The sequence below is a fragment of the Xenorhabdus sp. KK7.4 genome (assembly GCF_963876465.1).
Lineage (GTDB): Bacteria > Pseudomonadota > Gammaproteobacteria > Enterobacterales > Enterobacteriaceae > Xenorhabdus > Xenorhabdus stockiae.
In genome coordinates, this window is the sequence record NZ_CAWNQF010000002.1 from 38,131 (window position 1) to 64,657 (window position 26,527).

Annotated in this window: 12 protein-coding genes and 2 pseudogenes; 9 read left to right on the forward strand and 5 right to left on the reverse strand. The window is 52.4% G+C overall.

All coding sequences use genetic code 11. From position 1 onward, the window contains the following. On the reverse strand, positions 1-411 hold a 411-nt coding region (locus tag AACS90_RS22775; RefSeq protein WP_099119845.1), incomplete at its 3' end, for a DcrB-related protein. 43 nt (positions 412-454) lie between these two features. After that, a complete protein-coding gene (locus AACS90_RS22780; RefSeq protein WP_099119846.1) occupies positions 455-2,500 on the reverse strand; it encodes a type VI secretion system Vgr family protein in 2,046 nt (681 codons plus the stop codon). Between the two features lie 837 nt (positions 2,501-3,337). On the opposite strand from AACS90_RS22780, the gene AACS90_RS22785 reads away from it, so the two are divergent. Both AACS90_RS22785 and AACS90_RS22790 read left to right on the forward strand, forming a co-directional pair. Beyond that, a complete protein-coding gene (locus AACS90_RS22785; RefSeq protein WP_153043623.1) occupies positions 3,338-3,661 on the forward strand; it encodes a hypothetical protein in 324 nt (107 codons plus the stop codon). Between the two features lie 339 nt (positions 3,662-4,000). Next, the gene (locus tag AACS90_RS22790) at positions 4,001-4,918 is read left to right on the forward strand and encodes an integrase domain-containing protein (RefSeq protein WP_099119847.1); all 918 of its coding nucleotides are present in this window, start codon (positions 4,001-4,003) and stop codon (positions 4,916-4,918) included. A 373-nt stretch (positions 4,919-5,291) separates the two neighbouring features. Here AACS90_RS22790 and AACS90_RS22795 read toward each other — a convergent pair whose 3' ends face one another. From AACS90_RS22795 to AACS90_RS22805, 3 genes and pseudogenes are all read right to left on the reverse strand, one after another. Next, the gene (locus AACS90_RS22795; RefSeq protein ID WP_099119848.1) at positions 5,292-7,025 is read right to left on the reverse strand and encodes a Tc toxin subunit A-related protein; all 1,734 of its coding nucleotides are present in this window, start codon (positions 7,023-7,025) and stop codon (positions 5,292-5,294) included. 718 nt (positions 7,026-7,743) lie between these two features. Further along, positions 7,744-7,911 (reverse strand): hypothetical protein, encoded by a 168-nt coding sequence (locus AACS90_RS22800; protein WP_206601817.1) that lies wholly within the window; start codon positions 7,909-7,911, stop codon positions 7,744-7,746. After that, positions 7,895-9,051: pseudogene (locus tag AACS90_RS22805) on the reverse strand (IS701 family transposase). Before AACS90_RS22805 ends, AACS90_RS22800 begins: the two are co-directional and overlap by 17 nt. A 690-nt stretch (positions 9,052-9,741) precedes the next feature. Here AACS90_RS22805 and AACS90_RS22810 point away from each other — a divergent pair. From AACS90_RS22810 to AACS90_RS22840, 7 genes and pseudogenes are all read left to right on the forward strand, one after another. After that, positions 9,742-9,909: pseudogene (locus AACS90_RS22810) on the forward strand (IS982 family transposase); the annotation flags it as partial. Between the two features lie 381 nt (positions 9,910-10,290). After that, positions 10,291-12,003, forward strand: a complete 1,713-nt coding sequence (locus AACS90_RS22815; protein ID WP_099119849.1) for a ShlB/FhaC/HecB family hemolysin secretion/activation protein — start codon at positions 10,291-10,293, stop codon at positions 12,001-12,003. 11 nt (positions 12,004-12,014) lie between these two features. After that, a complete protein-coding gene (locus tag AACS90_RS22820) occupies positions 12,015-12,566 on the forward strand; it encodes a toxin-activating lysine-acyltransferase (protein WP_099119850.1) in 552 nt (183 codons plus the stop codon). After that, the gene (locus AACS90_RS22825; protein ID WP_099119851.1) at positions 12,563-24,571 is read left to right on the forward strand and encodes a hemagglutinin repeat-containing protein; all 12,009 of its coding nucleotides are present in this window, start codon (positions 12,563-12,565) and stop codon (positions 24,569-24,571) included. The genes AACS90_RS22820 and AACS90_RS22825 overlap by 4 nt, the downstream gene beginning before the upstream one ends. Beyond that, complete coding sequence (locus tag AACS90_RS22830; RefSeq protein WP_099119852.1) at positions 24,568-24,927, forward strand: hypothetical protein; 360 nt, start codon at positions 24,568-24,570, stop codon at positions 24,925-24,927. Before AACS90_RS22825 ends, AACS90_RS22830 begins: the two co-directional genes overlap by 4 nt. Positions 24,928-25,517: 590 nt before the next feature. Next, complete coding sequence (locus AACS90_RS22835; RefSeq protein ID WP_099119854.1) at positions 25,518-25,955, forward strand: antirestriction protein; 438 nt, start codon at positions 25,518-25,520, stop codon at positions 25,953-25,955. Next, the gene (locus tag AACS90_RS22840) at positions 25,945-26,406 is read left to right on the forward strand and encodes an antirestriction protein (RefSeq protein WP_099119855.1); all 462 of its coding nucleotides are present in this window, start codon (positions 25,945-25,947) and stop codon (positions 26,404-26,406) included. Before AACS90_RS22835 ends, AACS90_RS22840 begins: the two co-directional genes overlap by 11 nt. Positions 26,407-26,527: the final 121 nt, after the last annotated feature.

Genomic DNA, 26,527 nt, shown 5'->3' on the forward strand with positions numbered 1-26,527 from the left:
CATGGTCTGCATCTGTTCCCGTTGTGCTGCGGTCATCTCCCCCTGACAGGTGCCGGTGAAAATCAGCACCTGTTTTGGGGTATTCAACAACATCATTAATTGATGTACCGGACCACTTGGGGCACGCCAGCGAAATTCGAAAATCTCGGTCTCAAAACCGTTCAGTTCACAGGATTCATGGGTTATCGCTTCATAATCTTTCAGTTGCTTGCTGATGGCGGTCATTTCCCGTTCGGCAAACTGACTGAATGCCAGCCCCCACGGCAGATTGTCACGGGAAATGGTGAAACTGGTGCCATTTTTTTCATCGGTACTGTTCAATACCAGAATACTGGCATCCTGCCAGCTGGCGGGCAGCATAATCGTGCCCTGATTGAAGTGGAAAGGCGCGAGATCAAGTTGGTTGTTCATGGAAGTTCCTTTTTACTTTCTGCAAGTTAAAAATCAAAATGCGTTATTTGTTGATGTTAACCTGACCGCCTAATACGGTGACCCCGCTGTCATTCAGCTCAATACTGGCGCCCCCGAACGAAATTTTAATGTTGGTTTTCGTCATTTGGATGGTACCGCTGGCGACTTTCAGCGTGATATCATCCTCGGCTTCATACAATTGCATCCCCGCCCCGGCTTTGCCCGCATTGGCTTTCACCTGCACCACATTGGCTTGTGTACTGCGTTTCTGGCAGATGTTCTCGGTCAGATTACCTTGCTGGACGGTTTTATGTTCATCCCCCGTCTGGATGAGCAGGCTCCGGTTACCGGCTTCCACGACCAGGCTCTGGTCATTTTTTACCGTCGTCTGCATATCCTTCTGCGCATGCAGGACCAGTCGCTCGCTGCCTTTGGCATCTTCAAACAGCAGTTCGTTGTAACCTTCGCCTTTGTGGGTTTTGGAGCGAAAGGCCATCTGGGTTTTGCTGCCCGGCAATCCGCCCGGCGGGATATTGCTGGCATGGTAGGTGCGTCCGGTGACGATGGGTTGGTCAGGGTCGCCGTGCAGAAAATCCACCACCACTTCCTGCCCGATACGCGGGATAGCGAGCATCCCCCAGCCCTGACCGGCCCACGGCTGGGTGACCCGTATCCAGCAAGAACTCTGGTCATCACTCTTGCCGTAGCGATCCCACGGGAACTGGAGGCGGATACGCCCGTACTGGTCACAGAAGATTTCTTCTCCCGCAGGTCCCACGACGTTGGCAATCTGTGGGCCGTCGATGACCGGTTTCGGTAACGGTGCCGGACGCCAGTGCTGGTTATGGCGGATAAAGTGGAACTGGCTGTTCAGGGTGGTGCCTGTGCCGCTGTTGGTAGTTTCGAGTGCCTGGGGCTGGCTACCGGCATGACTGGCGCCCACCACCTGCCAGGACTGGTTCAGATCTTCACGCGGGTGGTTGTACAGGGTGAATAACCGTCCCGGTTGGATCGCAATGGCATGACCACGGCCTTGTCCTGTCACGGCATTGTTGCGAAGTCCCTCCAGACGGTAGCGGGTAAAATCCTTACCGTGTGCCTCATCCTTAAAACGCCCCGGATAGTCGTAATGTTCGTAATACACCTGCTGGAGCGTGTCTTCCTTCATCTGCTGGCTGAATTCGGCCGGCCACGCCGGATTTTTGAAGGTGTAGTCTTTGAGCTGCACCTGAGCCGGGCGGACCTGTGCCCGGTGTGTCAGGTGGCTCACTGCCGGCTCGCCCAGCGTACTGGTGTCACCCGGCTGGTAGGGCAGGACAATGCCCGGCGGCACAGAGCCGGCATCATCGGCAAACACCAGCGTATTGCGCCCGTTGCCGCATTCAAAAAAGTAGAAGATACCTTCTTCTGCGGTCAGGCGTTGCAGGAAGGCAAAGTCACTTTCCTGATATTGCACACAAAATTCCCGTTCCGGGTGGGCATGGCGCAGGCTGAAGACCACATCGCGGATACCGTGCTCTTTCAGAATATTGGTGATAATGGATTCAATGTTCAGTTGCTGGAAAATACGCGAATTCTGACGCAGGGTGGTGCGCCACAGGTCCGGGCGAATACTCATCTGGTAGGTGGTCTGGTGCAACCCGGTATTGCCCTGTTCAAAGCCGGCAACGATACCGGTGATACTCCGGCTTTCAACCCCATCCTGTGTGATTGTCAGCGTGGCAGCGCGGTCGAGTACCGCAGGAAAGTCGATGGCAGGGTCAGCACTCGCCAGTCCGACTTCCAGCTGGAACGGCTGAGAAAAATGCTCATTCAGGGTAAAATCAGTGACGACAAAGGTTTCTGGTGCCAGACCGCCCGCCGTCAGGGTAAATTGCAGACCGCTGGGGGCACCATCACTGAGAAACTGACTGGCTTTTTGCAGGGCTTTGGTGGCGGCGCTGTGACCCCCGGCGGCTTTCTTTGCCAACCCCGGTTCGTGCCCAACGAAGCTCCCGGTTGTCTGCTGAGCCAGCCGGGTGGCTTGTTGCCCCTGCTCAAACAGGGCCTTTCCCTGCTGAAGTTTTGCGATGTGCTTTTTCACTGACATAGGTGTCTCCCTGAGGTGATGACGGATAACGTGATAACCATCGGCCATCACGTCCGGGCACAACATTGAAATTCGTCCGGCGTTGTCTCTGACAAATAGGATAATGAAAGGATCAACCGACTGTTTTTACACCGTGACCCTGAGATAATTTGAAGAAACTGTGATACCGGACTATTTTGGTTAATGCATGAAAAATAATAATGAGGAGAAATGATAAATAAGGGATAAGTGAAAACCAAATGGAATCAAGTGAAATAAAAAAACGCCCCCAACAATCACAGTGTAAAAAATTAAAATAATTGCGTCACTAGCGTAATACACTCTGCTTTTATCAATAGTGAATTCATTGTGTTGGGAGGGATCGCTGACAGATTGAGTATCGATTCGATAGTGATATGATTTATTTATAAAAATAAAATAGCAAGGGCTTTGGAAAGCATGATCATTTTCATTTTATGACTATGATCACAAAAGTCATTGTTTAAAATAATTCAGGCCGTTTTAACGCCAATATTAAGTAACACGCCATAATAAAAATAACTATTTCAGGCTTGTTAGAATACAGTACCAATAATTATTTTACAATTTTACATAGGCATCAATATCACAATGAGATAATTTTTATCTCAGCAATATGAAACGGTCTTTTTATTTATTTTAGAAAGATCCTGTTCACACAGGCTAAAAATATGCCGTGGAAAAGTGACCTAAAACACTGTTTGACCCCGCCTGAGACAATCGCTACTATCGTTCTGTTATCTGATGATCTTCCGCCTGTAAGGATCAGCGTGAAGCGGCGACATTAAAACTCCCGTAGCCTGCAAGGGAGAGCATACCATGCGGTACATCTGCGCACTTTTGGAAGCAGATATCCCCGGACACCTAACCCTCCGTCTGAGGATGAAAGTTTCCCGGTGTGATTCATCACCGGCTACTCACACAACAAAGCAAAACAGGCTCTGTCTTACGTCAAACGATACCGTTTTCACCGGTACAACATTCATTCACATTGTCTATTCATCACGATCAGCGTCCCGAATATTGCGCGGCGTCACTTGTGTTGAAGCGCAGCGATTACCAAGTGACGCCGCAAAGCGGCAAACGTCCATAGCCCATCCGGTCTGGTTTTACGACCGATTTGAACCCCGCATTACTCAGTGAAACCACGCAAAACAGACGATTAACCACCCTGTTAAACGATTGTCCTATCGGATTTTCAACCCACTGCCTGATTGCAGGCTGATGCAGTAAAGATTAAGGAGAATGAATCACGTCAAGATAATGAGGCGTTCATCCTGAGCTGATCAGGTACTGAACGGGGAGCATGTCATCGCAGTGCTGAGCACATCGCGAGCTCCTGCAATAACTCAACACAATCCCGCCCTGCTACACATTGTCTGACGCACCACGGAACGGTGAACCTGAACCGACACGCAGGGAATTGTTTTAAAAACGACTAAAAATGAATAAAACAAATGCAAAGTAGCAGAAGAGGCGAGAATGGCGCAGGGATCGACACGTTCAAAGGTTGAGCAGTTCAGAAAAGCCTTTATCACGCATGCCCGACAGGCGGGCGGAAGTTTTGTTACGGTGGCGGATCGTGAACGGATTGCCCGGTACTTCCTTGATTATTTGAAAAACAATGGCATCAAACTCCGGCAAGTGGATAGCCTGAAGGTGAAATATATTGAGCGCTACATCGCTGAACGCAAAGCCAACAATCTCAGTCACCGGACACTGCAAAATGAAATGTCGGTGCTGCGAGCCATTTTAGCGCAGGCGGGAAAGCATAAGTTGGCTGATCCCGATAATACCCGCCTGAGTAACCGGGCATTGGGTATCGCGGATACCAGCCGCATGGGAACGAAAATGGCGCTGGCTCCGGCTGCATTCCGGGACATTTTTCAGCAGGTGGAGCAAAAAGACCGGCGTGTCGCGGCTGTTATGCAACTGGCGTATGTGCTGGGACTGCGTACCAAAGAAGCGGTGGAAGCCTACAAATCGTTAGCGACCTGGAAGAAAGCACTGGAAAACGGGCATACGTCTGTGCGGGTGGTGTTCGGTACTAAAGGTGGACGCCCCAGACAGACGGTCATACTGGATCGGGAAGCCCTGCAACACGCGATTGCTTATGCTGAACGCGAGCAGGCCGGGCGTGGCGGCAAACTGATTGATAAGCCGACGATCACGCAGGCTATCGACCGTTACCGCTATATTGTCAGACGTGCAGGGCTGAGCGGCAATAAAGCGCCGCATAGTATGCGTTATCATTTTGCTCAGCAATCCGGGGAGCATTATATAGCGCAAGGATTCAGCGAGCGGGAAGCGCTGGCACTGGTCTCAATGGATTTAGGGCATGGCGATGGGCGAGGGCGTTATATTAAGCAGGTGTACTACCAGAATATTGAGGGCGAATAAGTTGTATTGGAGCACACATGCTCTGTTGCTCTGGTCATTGGAATATGAGCAAAGCAATCTTGAGTCTTAGGCGATTATTCCTATGTTATCGCTAACTCATTTTTGTCGGATAGACGGCATCTGTTACCAAGTGCCGTCCTCCTAATACTACAGCCGTGATCCGTATTGTGTCATGATGATTCTCTTCTTCCTAACACGAGGTCATGCTCCCAATAGTTAGATCTGTTATGTGACCACAAAATGGGCTTGTCTACAATAAAGAAGAACCCCGACTGACTTTCGAAGGCATTCTTTACCGGATGAGAACGGGTATCCCATTGAGTGCAGCATAAAACTGCGCCAATGACACCGTGCAAGTCATCTCCAGCGAGCGTTAATCACGCTCAGTCCAAACTTTCTCCATTTCAGCCAGATTCAGCATCAGCCTCTCTCCAGACATTAAACCGGAGGTACTGCTATTCCAGTCACTGCCGCGGATAAAGGTCAGCCCGTTATCACTCAGTTCGTGACGCAAGGATTCCTGAGCCATCAGACAGAATGATTGGGTAATATCGAAGAACTGATAGTAGATAGCGTTCAGCTTACCACGCATCCAGTTATACAATTCCCGATTGGTGAATTTACGCTGTAACAACTCCAGCTGTTCGCAGGTATGCTGGTGCTGAGTTTGCAACGAGTTGACCTGCATCACGGCCGCCTGCCGACGGATGCTCATGCCCTCAAGCCGTGCAGCAATCTGGTTGATTTCTCTCTGTGCACTGTCACGTTGGATTTCCCATTCCTGACGACGGCGGTACATCTCCGACCGGATGACTTTGTCATGGGCCTGACTTATGGCTGACGAATTCAGTGATATCTTAGCGGCGGAGGCATGGCTCTCTCCCCCCCAACGACTACCCCTATACGCAGGGCCGAAGATGTTCGGTGACCTATCAGCCCCCTCTTCGATCATTGACACCGTCTGGGCGGCCATTGAGAGACCGGCTGCATTGTCTGCCAGAGTCATGGCCTGACGTTCCCCGGCGGACTCATCCTCGTTATATAGAGCCGTATATTTATCCAGACGAGATTGCGCCCCTTGCAGCATTTCATTCAGTTCATCTGTGTCAGTGTCAATTTCCTCCACCGTCCGCTGCTGAATCGTAATACTCTGCAACATTAGCTCCATTCCCTGTTGTAGCAGAAGTGCATACAACTTGTCGGCATCAGCATGCTCGGCCATGTTTAGCAGTGATAACCCGAATTGGGTCAGTTGGCCCGTCAGGTTACGTGCCCGCTCCAGCATAACCGGGAAATGGTAAAGTCGCTGCGTGCTATAAGGCAGAGCGCGTTCCTCCGTAGAATTCTGCACTAAACTCACCTTCAAGGCTTCCGGGTCTGTCGGTTCGGCATAAATAGACAAGGACAGCGGCTGACCATCAATGCTGAGGTTGTGATGCAGGTTAAATAAGCGTTGGCGCAGCGTCGGGTTGAACTTAGGCAGAAAAAGATTAGTCTGTGAGTTGGCGGTACATTCTTGTCTTGAAGATATTTCTCCTTTATCAAGCTGGCTCAATGCAGTCTGCATTATCATCAGGAGCTCCTCGTCAGCAGCCTCTTCCAATGCTGGTACATTCCATAACGCTTCACCTGAGTCCTTTGATTCTTTGCTCATGGCTTCCAGCGCAAAGATATACCATATTTTGGCTTCGTTGAGCGCATCCGATGTCAGTTCGCGATAGCACATATCCCCTTGGGTGATCAACATCTCCACCAAGGTGGCAACTTTGTAGTGGCTCGGGTCATTCTGAGCAACTGCATCGGGATCAATGGAATCCAACGGGTTGGCGTTCAAGGAGGTGGTTTCTACGCTTTTTGTCAAGCCCTTTTTAATCGCGAAAGTTAACTGAGGATAGGTCTGAGTGGATACTCTGGCCTCAAGCAACAAATTGCGTTTCTTCTGTTCCTGCACCTTGCGATAAAGATATTGCAATTCTCCCTTGGAAAGCAGGTCTTCATACTGTGTATGTAGCTCAGAAAAAGAGAGGGGAATAAGTGAAGAAAGCGTGATAGTTGCTGGCGAGCGGGAATGAGAAAGCCGGCTCAATAACTCATCAATATTATACATTATGACCTCATAGCTATCGGTGGTTGGATCGACGCAGGTCTATCCCATGTGGTAAAGACGACCGAAAATCTAGCCGTTATTCACATCCTCATCATACAACTGGCTGTAACTGTCAAAGTGACTCTGTATGCCGAGGCCGCTTTTCTGCAATCTTTTTTCGGTTTATTCTCAGTAAGGAGTCATTTTCATTACCGATTGGATGATTATTACTTATATTTATTACTAATAATGATGATGAATAACTTTATTTTTCATTAAAATTAATTTCATAGTTGTGATTGACACTACAACCCAAGGTAATGATTCCAATATATGGATTTTCTCATAGTGGCAATGGTCGCGATCCAGCTACATGCAAGGAAACAACATGCATGGATTCAGGGTACAATCAACATGTAGGCAGCATCACCCAACCTAAAAATAATGATAACGAATAAACATGTCTAAAGAGAGGACATAACAGCCGGTGGGGTACTTATTATTTATTCCATTCAGTATGAAAATTATATCGAAGAAGAAGGGATAACAGCAGTTATTCCCTACTGAAAAAATAACTGAAGTTACATATGGAAATATAATATAAACACATTAATTAACAATTTATTTCTATCGAGAGTAAAACATGAATAAACAACAACTGACCGCCAAGATTTGGGAATCGACTAACCAAATGCATTCTAAAATCGAAGCAAACGACTACAAAGATTATATCTTAGTACTACAGTCGTAACTGTTCCGTGACCAAATGTCCTTCTCGGCGGCGGTAATGAAATTGTTGCGCACGGTATTGATGTCGTCGTCGCCAGTTTGACCAATAGAGGATCTGTTCTACGGTTTCCCCGGCCTTGACCATCAGTTTTGACAGCAGCTTACGCAGTTCCGACACACTCAGGGCTATCAGTCCCTGCGGTGTTTTTTTTCTCCTGTATCCGCAAAACTGCCAAGACCGCATGGGCCAGTAAAGACAGCGTAATATGCCGATACCCACTGTGCCACTGCCGCACTTCGTCATGATCGAGCCCACATTCCCCTTTGGTTTCGTCAAAGCCACTTTCAATTTCCCAGCGGTGTCCTGCTACCTGAACCAGCGTTTTCAGATCAGCCTCTTCTTTGTGCGCATACACCACATAATACGCGTGTTCTTGTTTATCATCCCGGCTACGCCGGACCAGCAGATAATGACCATAACGCCGTTCTTCTTTACTTATTTGCAAACGCCAGAGCGGGATCTGTGCCCAGTCATACCAACGCGCTCCTTTTGTTCCTAACCCCGCGGACTGGGTTTCCCAATCGTCAGGCATCAGACTGGCGGCAATCACGTCCGCCCTGATATCGTGCGGGCCTTGCCACCAAAGCCATTCATTCTTGGGGATCGCTAATACAAACGGTTGATGCCGGGACTCCAGCCAGCATCGCAGGCGGCGGTCATGCCCATACACGGCATCGGCAGTCACCCAGCGACAGGGCACGCCAGCATCCAATGCCCGCGCCAGCATGTGTCGGGCAAGTTGGGGTTTAGTGGCAAAGCTCACGGCGTCAGGGATGCCCGCAGCCGTACAGCGGGGCCGGTCCTCAGTCCACTGTTCGGGCAGGTATAAGGCCCTATCAAGAAAGGCATGGCCGCCTTTACCGGCGTAACACAGGAAAACACCTATCTGACTGTTTTCAATGCGTCCAGCGGTGCCGCTGTATTGACGCTGTACCCCGGCAGAGTGGGTTCCTTTTTTAATAAAACCGGTTTCATCAATAATGAGGATACCTTGCTCATCGCCGAGATGGTCAGTCACATAGTCGCGTAAGATATCGCGGGCCGCCTCCGCCTCCCAATGGGCGCGTTCCAGAAAATATTGAATGTCATCGGGCGAGTGTTCGCCCAGCCATTTTTGCGCTCTACATCACTGAGCAGTCCGCGAAGATAATCCAGACAACGGTGTTGAGAGCCGACAGAGTGAAACAGGAAAGCCAGACGGGAATGCACGCCCCGTAGCGCTTGTTCCCAGAGTTGACAGGTGAGGTCATAGGACACCTCCCTTGGTGTTAGGAAGATAGAGAGTCATCATGACACAATATGGATCACGGCTGTAGTACTAAGAACCGTACGTGCAACTTTCACTGCAACGGCTCAAGCCTTCACTAAGACATATTACGTTACCCAGCAACCTAAATTGTAGTCAGAACAGGGTCGTACCAAGAATGATGACTTTCCTTTTTCGATTTCCTCTTAACCAAATAGGTTTGGTATTGAGGATCGAATGGCGTAGCCACACTCCTAATCTTCACATGCCTTTTTATCAGCGTTTAAGCTATTTGAACCAGATTAAAATGGCAGTCCATATTGGCTATTTTCTGCCAGCCATGAAATTACCCTTCTCCTTGGTGGTTCATGTCGTATTTTCGACTTACCCAATTTTTAGATTTAGTTGGATGACGTTTGATCGCCCACTGCCATCATAACCAGAAGGCACTGTATAAGGTTTTCAGGCAACTCAACAAAGCGCGGGTGCGCTGAGTCAGATGAAAGTTCAAAGCTCTGAGCAGATATAAAACCCAAGACTCAAAACGTCTTCAAAGGATTGCAAAGGAGCATAGGGGGGGTTTGCCCATTGTCGGGCAGGAATGACAGGTGTGTTTACCTGAAGAGAGCGGTATGAGTCGAGAGGCTCACGTACTGTTCTGCGAGAGGCTGCGGGAGCAGTTCCCGTGGCCTACTCATCCGGTGAATGACGAATTGAAAAATATTTCTCAGATGGAACATTCAAAGCACTGAAGCGTAGTCGGCTTTTTACTGAAAATAGTCTCAGGACTGATTGCTTATATATTTCAGCCGAAAAAGCCGCGCTTAGGTTTACGTGACCATGAAATTGCGATGCTTAAGAAACGTTGAGATTAATTAAAACTCTCGCCTTATCTTTATCACTATTTCTTGTTATCGATTGTTTAATTTATTTCAAATTAATCATGGTTATTGTTTTTCGTTTTTTGATAAAAATAATTGCTGTAAGAATGTTCTGAATGTCATTTCACCGCTTTTTATTTTTTTACCTTTATTTGGATTATAATTTCATTATATGTGTGTTTATCTGTCAAAAGGCAGTTATTTACTTCAAATAAATTCATTTATTATTTTTTTAATCTAATCAGGTGGAATTTATTTTGCATTGTTGTTTGGTTGAAAAGTGATCAAATCTCCGCATAATTGCTCTTCACATATTTTTGTTAATTCTCGATTGAAAATAAAAATGCGCCAATTTTTATTGGAAAAAATATGCCAAATAAACTTTTCAGTAATCTATGCTTCGGGTTGGCCGGATCCAGTGTCTTGGCAATATTCCCTGCTCAGGCACAACCGGATGACCAGACCTTAATTCATCAACAACAGCAACAGCAGGCACAAGAACAACGGCTGGAAGCCCGGCCGCCTCGGGTCAATCTGGCTGAGGAGGCAACCACAGTTGCCGCGTCTCCTCTGGCGTTTCCCAACGAATCTCCCTGTTTTGATATTCGTAAAGTGACGCTATCGGGGAACGAGGCACTGCCGCATTGGGTGCCCTTGCAGCGTTTGGCGGATCAGGCCATTGGCCAGTGTCTGGGGGCACAGGGCATCGGATTGCTGATGAGCACGATGCAGAACCGGCTGATTTCACACGGTTGGGTAACAACACGGATACTGGCACCCGAACAAGATCTCCGTCAGGGAGACCTGAAATTGATGGTCGTCCCGGGAAAAATCCGCCAGATCCGGTATGCGGAGGGGGCGGACACCTACGCTTCTCTGTTGACAGCGATACCGGCTCGGGAAGGGGCGTTGTTAGACTTACGGGCGATTGAACAAGGCATGGAAAACCTCCAGCGTATACCTAATGTTCAAGCCTCCATGGAACTGGTGCCGGGAGACGCTCCCGGTGAAACGGATATCATGATTCAGCGCCAGCAGTCTCGTTTCTGGCATGTGGGGGCCTGGCTGGATAACAGCGGCACGAAAACCACCGGACAGAATCAGGGCGGACTGATGTTGGCGCTTGATAATCCTACCTCTCTGAGTGACCTGTTTTATGTGGCGGTGACCCGGGATTTGGCGTTTTCTGACCGAAAACAGTCGGCCAATTACACGGCGCATTATTCCGTGCCGTTTGGCTACTGGCTGTTTGCAGTTACCGGCAGTAAATACAATTATGCCCAAACGGTGCCTCATCGCACGGAAGCAGCGAAGTACCGGGGAAGAAGTCACAGCCTGAATGCGCAGTTAAGCCGTGTTCTGCACCGTAATGCCAATTCAAAGACAACGTTAACCTACGGGGTGAATGTACGTCAGACCCGGAACTTCATCAAACAAACGGAAATTACCGGACAAAAGCGCCGGACCAGCCACTGGCGATTGGCATTGGATCATCGCCATTATCTGGGGCCCGCTGTGTTGGATGCCGGGATCAGTTACCAGCACGGAACGCGCTGGTTTGGTGCACGGCCCGCACCGGAAGAGGAACTCAATCCACGGGGCAGTGAGCATTATGCCACCGCGCAAGCCCGCATCATTCAGGTGTCAGCATCACTGAACACCCCATTTTCATTGGTCGGGGAGGCATTCCAGCACCGGGTGGAATACCTGCGTCAGTGGAGCCAGACCCCGTTAACACCTCAGGATCGGTTCAGTATCGGCAGCCGCTGGACGGTACGGGGCTTTGACGGAGAGCGTTCACTGAGTGCGGATGCGGGCTGGACCTTGCGCAATACCCTGTCCTGGCAGACACCATTGCCGGAGCAGCAACTGTATCTGGGCGCGGATTATGGCCGGATAGGAGGCAATGGTGCGGACTTTAACGTCGGGCGCACACTGGCCGGGGGGGTAGTGGGGCTGAAAGGTCCGATCCGACCGGCAAATCTGGTTTACGACATCGCTGTGGGGACGCCTTTTTCGAAGCCGGACGGGTTTAAGACCGATCCGGTTTATGTGGCGTTCAGCCTGAACTGGCAGTACTGAGGGGAAACAGGATGCGGATTGGTGATTATGATGTTTATGCTCCGCTGATGTTAGGGGAGCCCGCCAACGCTATCGAAATGTTCGGGGCCGTGGCGCTCCTGTGGATGCAATCTGCCGAACAGCGGTCAGCCTATGTGGGAGAGCTGGAGACGCAGGTCTTACCTTTTCTCACCACCGAACAATATATTCTGGTGTATCACCAAGCCCGGCCCATTTTCTACCTCAGTTTTGCCCTGTTTAATGCCCAGACTGAATTACGGTATCTGACACTGGACTATGCCGGCTACGGTGACGATGGCCGGGCCTTGCCCCTGTGCAACGGTAACCGGTTCTGGATCCTGGACTGGCTGGCCCCGTTGGGGCACAGCCGTGAAATGGCGGCGCTAATGCAGCGTGAGGTTCTGCTCAACCATTGCTGTCGTGCCCTGTACCACAAAGGGGATCGGCTTGGCCCACAGGTGCTCCGGTTCAGAGGACGCGGGGTCAGCCGCCAACAGGCGGCTCAGTGGTGGCAGAAATATCCCCTTGTACGGGACTTACCTGAAAGAGGTTTCACACTATGAACAAACTTTGTTATCGCGTGATTTTCAGTAAAACCCGACAAATGTTAATGGTGGTTTCCGAACTGGCCAACAGCCATACCGCCGGAAAGGTGCGGGAAGAAAACTCGGCGCAGACTTCGCCTTCATCCCGCCGGGTTTCCCTGCTGCCGTTGATCCTGAGTGTGTCACTGGCCTTGGGGCTGGTCAGCCAGCCGGGCTATGCGAACATTGTGGCCGACCCTCATGCGCCCGGAAAAGAGCAGCCTACCGTGATTTCATCGGCTAACGGCGTGCCGCAGGTCAATATTCAGACTCCCAACCCGGATGGGGTCTCCCGTAACCAATACCGTCAGTTCGATGTAGAACAAAAGGGAGCCATTCTCAATAACAGTGCCGTGAATACCAAGACAGATCTGGCGGGACATATTACCGGTAACCCGTGGCTGGCTCAGGGGGAAGCGAAGATCATTCTCAATGAAGTGAACAGTCGTGATCCCAGCCAACTGAATGGATTCGTCGAAGTGGCCGGTAAACGCGCGGATGTGATCATTGCGAACCCCGCCGGGATCACCTGCCGAGGCTGTGGTTTTATCAATGCCCAGCAAACAACTCTGGCCGCCGGGCAGACCGTGCTGGAGAATGGCCGCCTGAAAGGCTTTGAGGTGAATAACGGCCGGATTACGGTGGACGGGAAAGGGCTGAATGATACCCAAAGTGATCATACCCGCCTGATCGCCCGGGCTGTAGATATGAACGCCAAACTGCACGCCCGGCACTTAACCGTGACAACCGGGAAAAATCGGGTGGATGCTCAGGGGAATGTGGTCCAGACACGAGGCAGCCCAGCACAGGAAAAACCTGAATTCAGTCTGGATGTGTCAGCGATTGGCGGGATGTACGCGAACAAAATCAAACTGGTGGGCACTGAACAAGGGGTTGGGGTGCGTAATGCCGGGCATTTGGGCGCACAGGCCGGGGAGCTGGTACTGGACAGCAACGGCAAACTCACTAACACCGGTTCAATCACTGCCGCTACCGCAGTCACGCTCCGCAATCAGGGCAATTTTGTCAATCAGGGTAAAGTTCAAGCCCACGATCTGGCGATCCACAGTGACGGGCACCTGACCAACAGTGGTGTGATGGGTGCCGAAAAAAGCATCAGCCTGACCAATCAGGGCCGGTTAGCGAATCAGGGTGAGATAAGTGCCGGACAGGATATGACGGTTCAGGCGCGTGATCAGCTCGATAATCAGGGCAAAATACTGTCAGGCCGTCATCTGGCTATCCAAAGTACCGCCTTTGATAGCGGAGAAAAAAGCGTCCTGATGGCTGGCGTGCATAAAGACGGTCGACTGGCTCAGCCGGGAAAATTGACTATAGACAGTCACGGCCCACTCACTAACAAAGGCGTAATGGCCGCTTCAGAAGACGCGACTTTCACAACGCAGGGAGACTGGCTCAATCAGGGACAGGTACAGGCTAAATCACTGACAGTCCGCAGTGACGGACACCTGACTAATCACGGCGTGATACATGCGAAAAAAGCGGTCAGTCTGACCAATCAGGGGCAGTTAGCGAATCAGGGCGACATCACGGCCGGAGAAGGTATGACCCTCACCGCCCGTGACTCACTCACCAATCAGGGCAAACTGCGGGCAGGGCATCGGCTGACGATCCAAAGTGCCGGAGTTGACAATCAGAAGAGCGGGGTACTGCGGGCGGGCGTCAATAAAGCCAGTCAGCTGACCATGGACAGCCGAGGTCGGTTCACCAATCAGGGGCGGATAACCGCGTCTGAGGATATCGACCTCCAGAGCCAGACGGAGGCGGACAATCAGGGGGAGATCACCGCTGACCGGGATATGACCCTCCGTACACCCGGGCAGGTTACCAATGCGGGCAAAATGTTGGCCGGCCGGCATCTGGCTGTCCACGGTAGCACCTTTGACAATCAGGTAGCCGGCGCATTGGCGGCGGGGGTCGATACAGCAGGCAAACTGACTCAGCCGGGTACACTGAATATCCAGACTGAGGGAGCGATTAACAATCAGGGGCTCGTAACGGCAGCAGAGGGTATTACCCTGCAAAACCACAACACCTTACACAATCAGGGTGAGATGACAGCCGGGCGTGACCTCTCAGTGAAGATCCGTGATCAGTTCAGTAATCAGGGAAAAATGCGGGCAGACCGGCACCTGACGGTCCACAGTGCCACACTGGATAACGGCAAAAAAGGGGTACTGGCCGCTGGCATGGATAAAAACGGCCCGCAGACTCAGTCGGGACAGCTGACTCTCAACAGTTTCGGTCCGTTCATCAACAAAGGTGTGATAGCGGCATCAGGGGCAGCCACCTTCACAACGCAGGGAGACTGGCTCAATCAGGGGCAGGTGCAGGCCACCGCGCTGACGGTGAGCAGTGACGGGCACCTGACTAATCACGGCGTGATAAACGCGAAAAAAGCGGTCAGTCTGACCAATCAGGGACGGTTGGCGAATCAGGGCGACATCACGGCCGGAGAAGACATGGCCCTCACCGCCCGTGATCAACTCACCAATCAGGGCAAACTGCGGGCAGGGCATCGGCTGACGATCCAAAGTGCCGGGGTTGACAATCAGCAGCACGGGGTACTGCGGGCGGGCGTCAATAAAGCCAGTCAGCTGACCATGGACAGCCGAGGTCGGTTCACCAATCAGGGGCGGATAACCGCGTCTGAGGATATCGACCTTCAGAGCCTGACAGAGGCGGACAATCAGGGGGAGATCACCGCTGACCGGGATATGACCCTCCGTACGCCCGGCCAGGTTGTCAATGCGGGCAAAATGTTGGCCGGCCGGCATCTGGCTGTCCACGGTAGCACCTTTGACAATCAGGTAGCCGGCGCATTGGCGGCGGGGGTCGATACAGCAGGCAAACTGACTCAACCGGGTACACTGAATATCCAGACTGAGGGAGCCATAAATAATGATGGGATATTAACGGCGTCAGAGGAAGTTGACCTCCTAAACAACAACAGCTTACACAATCAGGGCGATATCAGGGCCGGCCAAAACCTCGCGGTGACTATCCGGGATCAACTCGGTAATCAGGGGAAAATGCAGGCAGGTCGGCACCTGACAGTTCACAGTACCGCACTGGATAACGGCGAAAAAGGGATACTGGCCGCCGGGCTCGATAACGATGACAAACTGACCCAGCCGGGTAATCTGACTCTCAATAGTCGCGGCAAACTTACCAATCTGGGGATCATGGCGGCTTCAGAAGAGGCGACTTTCACCACACAGGGAGACTGGCTCAATCAGGGGCTGGTACAGGCCACCTCGCTGACGATCCGCAGTGACGGGCATCTGAGTAACCCCGGAAAGATCGCCGTGTCCAAGGATGCCACCTTCCAGAATCAGGGCAGTCTGACAAATCAGGGCAATATCGCCGCAGGCCGGGATATCACCATCACCACCCGTGAGCAGGTCAATAATCAGGGACACATGCTGTCTGGTCGTCACCTGACCAGCCAAAGTACCACCTTTATGAGCCAAACGGGCAGTACACTGGCCGCAGGGGTTGATGATGAAGGTAAACTGACCCGACCGGGACACCTGACAATCAGTGCCCACGATGCGGCATCATTACACGGTCAGCATCTGGCGCACAATGATTTGGCCGTCACTGCTCATGATATCGACATGTCGGGCAGTCAGGCAGGGGCAAAACACTTGCAATTGACCTCAGCAAAGCGACTGAACTTACAGGCGGCCACACTCAGTGCGCAACACAACCTGACGCTCACGGCCCCCGAATTGATTGACAATCAGCGGGGCGAACTGAGCGCAGACACACTGGTGCTGAACAGCCGACAATTAAAAAATACGCGGGGGAAAATCACCCAAACCGGCGACGCTTCGCTGGTACTGGATCATCAGGACGGCATTGACAATACCGGTGGGGTGATTACCGCCAACGGGCAGGATCTGGTCCTGAAAAGTCAAACTATTGCCAGTGAAAAAGGCACATTGCACCATGCTGGTGCTGGCGAGTTGTCCATTGAGACACCACAGTTTCAGGGGCGCGCCAGTCGCCTGCTTTCCGGGGGAAAACTGACGCTGACCGGCGGGGATTACGCGCTGGCGCAAAGTCAGACCTCAGCCCGACACATCACCGCTGACATTCAGTCACTGGATCACCGTCTGGGGGAGATGACGCAGCACGGTAATGCCTTACTGTCATTGAACGTGAAGCAGGGGCTGGATAATGCCAGCGGCCGGATTGCCGCCAACGGGTCGGTGGCACTCCGTGCGGATAGCCTGAATAACAGCACACTGACCGACAATCAACTGAGCCGCCAGAAACAAGGTTCACCGGGCAGCGGGCTGGAAAATCAGGCGCTGACGTACCAACCGGGTTATATCATCGCGGCTGAAGACGGCCAGCTGGATGTGACGGTGGCAAACCACCTGAACAATCAGACAGGACAGTTGCTGGCTTCCCACGATATCCACCTGTCGGGCCAGTCCATCGATAATCAGCAGGGACATATCACGTCCTCAACCGGCGGGATCCAACTGACTACATCTCAGTTGGACAACCAGTCTGGCCGGATTGTCGGCCAACACATACTGCGCCTGAAAACACAGGGAATTAATAATGAAAAAGGGCAGATCCAGGGCGGCACAGTCGATATTGAGACGGCACAACAGCGGCTGAATAATCAGTCGGGCCGGGTGGTGGCCGAGCACGATCTGGTTTTAAGCACGGGGGAGGTGTTGAATCGTCATGGCCTGATACAAAGCGGCCAGCATCTGCGTCTCAATACACACGGTCACACGCTGGATAACCGTGACAGCGGGCAAGCATCGGGCCTCATCAGCCGCCGGGGCGAGATGCTACTGACAACCGGTGACATCCATAACCAGTCCGGTTATATCGGCAGCCACGATCGCCTGAGCGTGACAGGAAACTATGTTACTAATCAGGACGGGCAGATACTGGGCGGAAAAGCCACCTCGCTCACTGCAACGGCACTGAATAATGAGCAGGGCCTGCTGCAAAGCGGCGGTACGCTGGCCCTGAACACTCAGTCACTCATTAATCGCCAGAGCGGCAGCCAGCACGGTATCACCAGTAAACAGGCCATGACGCTGGAAACCGACACGTTGGATAATTTGCAGGGTGTGATCGTGTCGGCAGACAGCCTGAACATCAAGGCCGGTCAGGTCAATAACTCACAAGGCCAGCTGGCGGCGAAAAAGGCGCTGGATCTGCACAGTCTGGCGCTGAATAACTCGTCCGGTCGTATTCAGGCCGATGAGGCCCTGTCGGTCGATACCGGCGGAAAGGGACTGAATAATACGGATGGGGTATTGGACAGCCAACAGACACTGACGGTCAGGAGTGGTGATCTGACGAATCATGGCGGGATGCTGCACGGAAAATCTGCCGTCCGGTTAGGTGCCACGCAACTGGATAACCGGCACGGCGGTAAAGTGCTGAGTGAACAGACGCTGGATATTGATGCCCAAACGCTGCGCAATACGCAGGGACATCTACTGGCCCTGCGTCATTTAAACGCCACTGCCACAGAGCAGATTGATAACACCGACGGATTGATACGCAGTGGTGGGGATATTCGCCTGAACGCGGCCAGAATAGAGAATGCCAATACCCGTCGGGCCGACAAAGGAATTGACGGCCAGCATGTCACGCTCACGGGACGCGGGCTGAACAACCGTCAGGGGCAACTCACGGCGCTGCGTAATGCGACACTGACACTGACGCATTCTCTGGATAACACCAGAGGGCAGTTACAGGCCCATCAGCACCTGAGCGCCCGGGGTGATAGGCTGGCTCTGACCAATACCGGAGGAGACATCCGGGCGGGTCAGACGTTGTCGGTCAGTGGGGTATCGGCCACCGGCGACGGCAAACTGCATTCACTGGGGGATATCACGTTAAACGTGCAGAACGGCTTTATCCACACCGGCGAAACCATTGCCAATGGGCGTCTGCAATTAGATACACAGGGCGACGTGGTTAACCACAGCCTGATCAGTGCGGATACCTTGCATGGTCGGGCGGCGAAGCTCACCAACCACGCCCCCGGGGAGATTTTAGCCAATCACCACCAATGGCTCGTCAAGGGGAATTTGTACAACGCTGGTTTGATGGACGGCACGAAAACTATCCTGAAAGCCGATACCCTGACCAATCAGGCCTCCGGGCGCATTTACGGGGATCAGGTGGCCATTGAGGCCAAGACGCTGAATAACTTGCCGGCGGCCGGGATCGTCGATGCGCTGGAAAAATGGAGAAACCAAAAAAACACCGGGAAAAAACCGGCAACCCGTTATGAAAACCTCGTTGCCAACAGCCAATCGGCCGTTATTGCGGCCCGTCAGCGGCTGGATATCGGGGTGGAGACCCTGAACAACCAGACACACAGTCTGATTTACAGTGACGGTGAGCTGGCCGTGGGCGGTGGGCTGGATAACCAGCAACGTCCAACAGGGCAAGGTCGGCTGTTAAATAATCTCAGTGCCAGTATCGAGTCCGCCGGGAATATGCGCTTAGCGATGAACACGATCAACAACGTGAATGATCACCAGGAAACCGAATTGGCGCTGGTGTCGCAAACCCCGGAAGTGATCTATCAGATGCGTGGCAATCGCTATAACCCCAAAGATTATCCGATGTATATCGGACGTGAGGAAGTGGCGCTGCTGTGTTTCAACGGTGAGCATTGCTCTACCGATAATGATGTGTTCCAGACGCTCAGCTATACCCGCACGGTACAGGAATCGCGGGTTACTGCCACCGATCCGGCGAAAATTCTGGCCGGCAAAAATTTAACCCTTGAAACCGCAAAAATACCGAATGGACAACCCCGCCTGAAAAATCACCACAGCCAGATTGTGGCCGGAGGTGCACTGACTGTCACCGGCGGTGAAGTGGAAAATACCCAAACGCCGGGTCAGCGGCATATCACCGATCAGGGACAGGTCGAATCGTTCTGGCGTATCAGGAAAAAGGGCCGCGATAAGCAGGGGTGGGAGGCCCAGCCGTATCAGCGTTCACAGGTACAGGATATTCAGTTAAAAACCAGTACCCTCGACGCCAATCAAGGGCAAATAGCGATGAACGGGCAGTCACCCGGGCACTATCAGGGACGCACTACGCAGATGGCCCCGGCCGATCAGCGCCAGATTGAGGCGTTCTTTGTCAGCGGAGAAGCCAAAACGCCGGAGATCGTTCAACGGCCGGGCCAGCAACTGGATGTGGTGAGCCAGCAGCCGGCTTCCGCCGGCGAAAAACCGTGGCGGGTACGCACGGAAACGCCGGATTACCGCTTGCCGAACAACAGCCTGTTTAAACTGAATCTATCATCCGACGGTCAGTCTTCAACCCTGACTCGAACCGCGCCGACAGATGAGACACAACCGGTGTTAGCACTGGATTTGTCATCGCTTACGCCACTGACCCGGACGCCGTCATCAGGTAGTCAACAGCCTGAACTGCCTCTGGCTCCGCCTTCAGGCCGTCATTCACTGACACCGCCTCCGGTTCCGGAGGCACAGGTACTGATTGAAACCGATCCCCGGTTCACGCAATACAAACGCTGGCTGGGCACGGACTATATGCAGAACAGTCTGCGCTGGGATCACAATAATATGCACAAGCGACTGGGCGATGGTTTTTATGAACAACGCCTGATCCGGGATCAAATCATCAATTTGACGGGGCAGCGTTACCTGTCGGGGTATCAGAACGATGAAGAGCAGTTTAAGGCGTTGATGAATGCTGGTATCCGTGCCCAGAAGGCGTTTAATCTGACTCCCGGTGTGGCGCTCAGCGCAGGCCAAATGGCCCGGTTAACGGAAAACATGGTGTGGCTGGTGAAAACCCCGGTGAGATTACCAGACGGCAGTCAGCAAATGGTGTTAGCCCCGCAGGTTTATGTGCGTACTCAGGGCAGCCAGCTGGATGGTAGCGGGGCATTAATGAGCGGTCAGCAGGTGAATATGCAGCTCAGCGGTAACTGGCTCAATCAGGGAAACGTGACCGGGCAGCAACTCCATGTGCTGGCTGACACTATCCGTCATCAGGGCGGGTCTCTGCAAGGCGATAAAGTGTCATTGCAGGCCCGTACGGATGTGATCCAGCGCGGCGGAGTGGTGACCGCCAATGACCTCCGTATACAGGCTAACCGCAATATTGATATTGCCAGTACGACCCGTTCGGGTGAGCAACGGGCCGGGAGCAGCCGGTATGGCGACACTTATGTCAATCATCAGGCCGGGATTTATGTGGAAGGGGCGGATGGCAAACTGCGCCTTCAGGCCGGACAGGATGTGAAACTGACGGCGGCGCAACTGACGGCACAGCATCAAAACAGCCAGATACAGCTGAACGCGGGCCGGGATATCGAACTGGGGGCCGTGAAAACCGCGCAGGATGAGCAGGTGATCTTCAGCAGCAATAACCGTATTACCCGACATGCATCACAGGATGTCGGTACCGTGATCGACGGTGCGGGACAGGTTGAGCTGCGTGCCGGGCGGGATATGTCGCTGAAAGCCGGGGAGGTCACCGCCGGTGATCGCTTACACGCCAACGCGGGCCGGGATATCCGTTTACTGGCGGGTGAGCAACAGCAGCGTCACGATGAATACCTGAAAGTAAAAGGCAGCAACAGCTGGCTGGCTTCCGGCACAACCACTACGCAACACCAGTTTGATCGCCAGCAGGCCCTGAGTAGCCAACTGAGCGGGGAGTCGGTGACTATGCAGGCCGGTCAGGATGTCCTGATTGGCGGCAGTAATGTGATCGGAACACAGGATGTGGACATCAGGACTGACCGCCATTTGACCGTCACAACCGCACAGGAGCATAACCGTGAACTGTCCCGTCAGGAAGAGAAAAAATCCGGTCTGATGGGCACGGGGGGAATTGGTTTTATGATCGGCAGCCAGTCAATGAAACAGTCCAGTGCCCGTGAAGATCTGTTACACAGGGGCAGCACCGTCGGCAGCAGTGATGGTCATGTGGATCTGAGGGCGAAAAAGCAGGTGACGATACAGGGTAGTGACATCGTTGCGGGGAAAAATCTGTCTGTTCAGGGTCAGGACGTGGCCATGACTGCCGTGCAGAACCGCCATACGGCGGTCAGTCAAACGGAACAGCAGCAAAGTGGCCTGACTGTTTCACTCGGCGGCACGGTGGGCAGCGCCTTGAATACCGCCGTCCAAACGGCCCAGGAGGCGCGGGACAGCAAGAATAATCAGGACCGCCGGCTACAGGCGCTGAAAAACACCCAAGCCACCTTATCCGGGGCACAGGCGCTTCAGGCGTGGCAGTTGAGCGAAGCGCAGTCTGCCAAAGCAGAGGCAATCAATCAGGCAGGCGGCAAGGCAGAGAAATCCACCGATGTGGTCGGGGTACAACTGTCGCTGGGCAGCCAGTCGTCGAAATCGGAAACCCAGCGAGCACAGACGGTGGCACAGGGCAGTACCCTGAATGCCGGGCAGGATATCCGTATCACGGCCACCGGCGAAACAGAAAAACCCCGCGCCAGCGGGGATATTCAGGCACAGGGCAGTACCCTGAACGCCGGGCAGGATATCACCCTGACAGCGAACCGGGACATCGCCCTGACCTCAGCGGAAAATACCCAGACGCTCCGGGGGCAGAACAGCAGTAAAGGCGGCAATATCGGGCTTGGCCTCACCGCCGGGCAGGGTGGCACCGGCCTGAAATTCTCGGCTGGGGTCAATACCGGTAAAGGACATGAAACCGGGGATACGCTCACCCATACGGAAACCCAGTTCACAGCGGGCAATCAGGTAGCCCTGAATGCCGGACAGGATACCTTGCTGAAAGGGGCGCAGGTGAGCGGTAATAAAGTCACGGCCAATGTGGGCCGTAACCTGCATCTGGCGAGTGAACAGGATAGGGACAACTACCACAGCAAACAGCAGAACGTCAGTGCCGGGGCGAGCTTCACCTACGGTTCGATGACAGGGTCTGCCAGTGCCAACGCCAGCCGGGAAAAAATGGACAGCGACTATCAATCCGTCAAAGAGCAGACTGGGATTTTTGCCGGGCAGGGCGGGTTTGATATTCAGGTGGGGAACCATACCCAGTTGGACGGGGCTGTGATGGCCAGCACGGCCGGCAAAGATAAGAACCGGCTGGAAACGGGCACACTGGGCTTTGGGGATATTCAGAATAAAGCAGCATTTAAGACCGAACAGCAAAGTACCGGGATGAGCACAGGCGGGGCCGTCGGCAACCAGTTGGTGTCGAACATGGCCTCGAATATGCTTTCCGGCACCGGCAATCAGGGCAGCAAAACGTCCACCACGCAGGCGGCGGTGAGTGAAGGCACGCTGATTGTCCGTGACAGCGGAAAACAGCACCAGGATGTGAACAGTCTCCGCCGTGACCCGGAAAACGCGGCCAACAGTCTCGCCCCCATTTTCGATAAGGAGAAAGAGCAGCAACGGCTGGCACAGGCGCAGGCCATCGCCAATATCGGCACACAGGTGCTGGATATTTACAATACTCAGGAAGCCATTGCAGCCACTCAAAAAGCCACCGCTGACTTGAAAAACCCGCAAAACCAGCAACACTGGAAAGCACAGGCCAGAAAACAACTGGAGCAGGAAAACGTGCCCGTCACCGCTGAGGCACTGGCAGACCGGACCTATCAACTGGCTTACAATGAGGCTCTCCAGAAACAGGGGGCCGATATTGGCGGTAATCGCCGTCAGGCGGTTTCGGCAGTTGTCTCGGTCCTTCAGGGACTGGCGGGGGGCGATATCAAGGCGGCGATGGCCGGCGGGGCCGCACCGTATCTGGCCAATGCGGTGAAAGCCGCGACCTACGGCAACACCGGGTATGAAAAACTCACGCCGGAGCAGAAAGCCACCAACCTATTGGCGCACGCGATACTGGGCGGTGTTATTGCTGAAATGAAAAGCGGTTCAGCCATAGCGGGCGCGACAGGGGCGGTCGGTGGTGAACTGGCGGCATCGGCAATCGCCCATGCCCTGTATCCGGGCAAGAAATTCAATGAACTGACCCCGGATGAAAAGGAAAAAATCAGTAACCTGTCTACCTTAGCCGGCGGGATCGCAGCAGGACTGGCCACGAACTCCACGGCAGGTGGGATTGATGGGGCGCAGACGGCGAAGAATGCGGTAGACAATAATAATTTACTCAGAGCGGCCTGGTGGTTAATCAGACCAAATACCATAGGTGCACCGGTTACCCTGACCGCACCTCAAATACTTATGAGTGAATTGAGATTAACTGAAGCGGAGGCACAAGGATTCTTGAATGGTTTGGATGAACAACAACGTAATGCTATTCGTCTTGCGATTGTTGATCCAGCGGGCAATGAAAACCTGATAAGGGCTGTATTGGAAACGTATCGACTGCATCATGCAGCAGTGAGTGCAGCCGGGAATTTAAACCTACCAACGAATACGGGGGGAAATCAGTTACCTGAAATCTTGCCACATCATACCGGTAATAACAGTGGCCAGGTGAATACGGGACCGAATCACACGGGTAACAATGATGGTCAAATTAATACTGGGGCCACTCATACAGGGAATAATGCAGGTAAACCCAATACTGGCGGTAATATATTAACAACGCCAGTACCTGAACAGCCCAGTATTGATGACTTAGCCTATCTGGCGGCGAAAGGTAAACAGCCTTATCAACCTAATCAGGGGGCTGTTGGAAATATGGGGGAGTTCTTTGGACAAGCAGGCTTTGGTAGCGAAACTAAGAAAAATTCGCAGAAAACCAACCAAATTTATCAAGGCCAAAGTGTGTATCAGGCCTCAGGTAAGGTTGGTGAATATATCAAAAAAGGCGATAAATTTTATTTAGATGGTGACCATAAAAATCACTTGGAGGTTTTTGATAGCAGAGGAAAAGCCAAGGTGGTGTTAAATCTTGATGGTTCATATAACCAATCAAAAACAGAAGCTGCTCTAAAAGAAGGCCGGAGATTGAAATGACGCATGATGAATTTTTGGATGATATGAAGGAAAACTTCATCTCCCTATTTGACGAAAAATCCACGGAACCTGTGGATTACGATAATTTATTTATCGATTATAAAGAATCACTTGAGCAGAATTTTGAAAGGTATTTGCAACTTTTTAAATCACAAGTGGTTATATTGTCACAAGCCAGAAAAAAAGGGGATGAGTTAGCGATGCAATCGGCATTGTTAATATTACGAACTCATGCAATGAGTTTAACGAGTTTCTTTGATGCTATTGTAGAAGATGCTGAGTCATTACTTCGGACAGGCGAATGGTCAAAAATACCAGAAGGTTACAAACTGCCTGAGTGCTATAACAAAGAGTAAGTAAAAGATCCCAGCCCAAGCGCTGGGATCTTACTTTTAGCCGTCAGTTTTTTTCAATCAGCCGTCCAGACAAGCTGGTCAGCGTTCTCCCATTGCCGAAAAAGGGGTCGTGCTTCCAATGGTTAGATACGTATTTTTTTGAAGAGGAACATTAGTTCGTAATTCACTAATTCATTTGCAGTTTGCTATCTTTTGAAAGCCATAGAGTATATGTCAATCTAACTATTGGAGTCATGACCCTCTCCCTGACGCCCCAAAAACTCCGTCGTGCTCCTGACATTATTTTTTGTCCCGGGAAATGAATTACCCATTGACCGGATGATTTCTGTTGATTAGCGTAGTCAGACTTATCCATGATCCGGTCGCTTGTGAGGATCACCTTCGGGCAGCGACAGCAACACTCCTGTAGCCTGCAAGGGAGTACACTACGGTGTGGTACATCTGCGCCCCTTTGGAAGCAGATATCGTCAGTCTGATGGCGATGAAGGTCGCTTAATCTTATTCATGATGGCCAACCGGCCAGTCACCTAACGGGGAACCCCTTTCCCGTTGGGTCAGGAGTTCTCCGTTGTTTTTATCAGGAGAATACCATGCAACAACCTACCCCCCCGGCCACAGTGCCCGCGGCGGAATCATCCCCTTTTGCTGACATTTTTCCGCACACCGGTTCACTGGAACTGATGCTGCTGGAGCACACGTTCATTAAAGCCGCTGCCGGGCTGTGTGACGATGACCGGTGTGACCGATGGCAGTACCGGAAGGTGTCAGACCGTATCGCCTATATCGTGCCGGTACTGTCGGATACGTCGGTGGTCAATGTGAGTACGACGGACTTTAAGGGCGACGTCTCCGCCGATGCCTTTGGACTGATGGTGACCCTGAACGTATTGGGTTATCTGACGGACCGGATGAAGCTGGACGGATATGCTGAGCGGTTTTGCGCCCTGCGTGAATATGCGCGGCAACATCCTCAGGCTCAGTGTATCCGGGCGGCTCTGGGCTTAAAGGGAGCACGTGATGCCGGATAATGAACTGATGCTGCTGGACAGTCTGTCCCTGTCGGTCGTGTTTCCCGACAAAACGCCACTGGAACGGTTGTTTCTGGGATTCCTGCTGGCGAATACCGCCTCACAGTTGTGTGGTGAATATCGTCCTGAGCAATGGCGCAGCCGGAACGTGTCTGATTCCCTGACGTATATGATCCCCACCGCGGCAAAAACCTATTCGGTTTATCTGCCGGAGACGACATTGACGGCCACGTTATCTGCGGATGCGTTTGGTCTGGCCGTCACCGCGATTGTGTTTGCCCGTATTGCTGAGTTGGATGAACCGAATGCCGATGCGTTCCGGTTCTGTGAACTGCGGGAATACGCGCTGCACCATCCGGAAACCGGGCTGCTACGTGCGGTACTGGCGATGCAGCCCAAAGAGGACATCATCAGCTTGTCACTTATCCATAACAACCATAATCACCACTGACGTTATCAGCCCATGAGGTTGTTAACCCTTTTCTTTAGCGCCTGACCGGGGAGCCGACAACACCTTCCCGTATTGGATGGGTGTTGTCTTTTATTGACATCCAATCAAGGAGAGCCACACC

What these genes read in the sequence shown, in the direction of transcription:
- AACS90_RS22785 (WP_153043623.1), top strand. Translation starts at nt 3,338, where the DNA reads ATGCGGTACATCTGCGCACTTTTGGAAGCAGATATCCCCGGACACCTA.
- AACS90_RS22795 (WP_099119848.1), bottom strand. Translation starts at nt 7,025, where the DNA reads ATGTATAATATTGATGAGTTATTGAGCCGGCTTTCTCATTCCCGCTCG.
- AACS90_RS22840 (WP_099119855.1), top strand. Translation starts at nt 25,945, where the DNA reads ATGCCGGATAATGAACTGATGCTGCTGGACAGTCTGTCCCTGTCGGTC.
- AACS90_RS22825 (WP_099119851.1), top strand. Translation starts at nt 12,563, where the DNA reads ATGAACAAACTTTGTTATCGCGTGATTTTCAGTAAAACCCGACAAATG.
- AACS90_RS22815 (WP_099119849.1), top strand. Translation starts at nt 10,291, where the DNA reads ATGCCAAATAAACTTTTCAGTAATCTATGCTTCGGGTTGGCCGGATCC.
- AACS90_RS22830 (WP_099119852.1), top strand. Translation starts at nt 24,568, where the DNA reads ATGACGCATGATGAATTTTTGGATGATATGAAGGAAAACTTCATCTCC.
- AACS90_RS22790 (WP_099119847.1), top strand. Translation starts at nt 4,001, where the DNA reads ATGGCGCAGGGATCGACACGTTCAAAGGTTGAGCAGTTCAGAAAAGCC.
- AACS90_RS22820 (WP_099119850.1), top strand. Translation starts at nt 12,015, where the DNA reads ATGCGGATTGGTGATTATGATGTTTATGCTCCGCTGATGTTAGGGGAG.
- AACS90_RS22835 (WP_099119854.1), top strand. Translation starts at nt 25,518, where the DNA reads ATGCAACAACCTACCCCCCCGGCCACAGTGCCCGCGGCGGAATCATCC.
- AACS90_RS22780 (WP_099119846.1), bottom strand. Translation starts at nt 2,500, where the DNA reads ATGTCAGTGAAAAAGCACATCGCAAAACTTCAGCAGGGAAAGGCCCTG.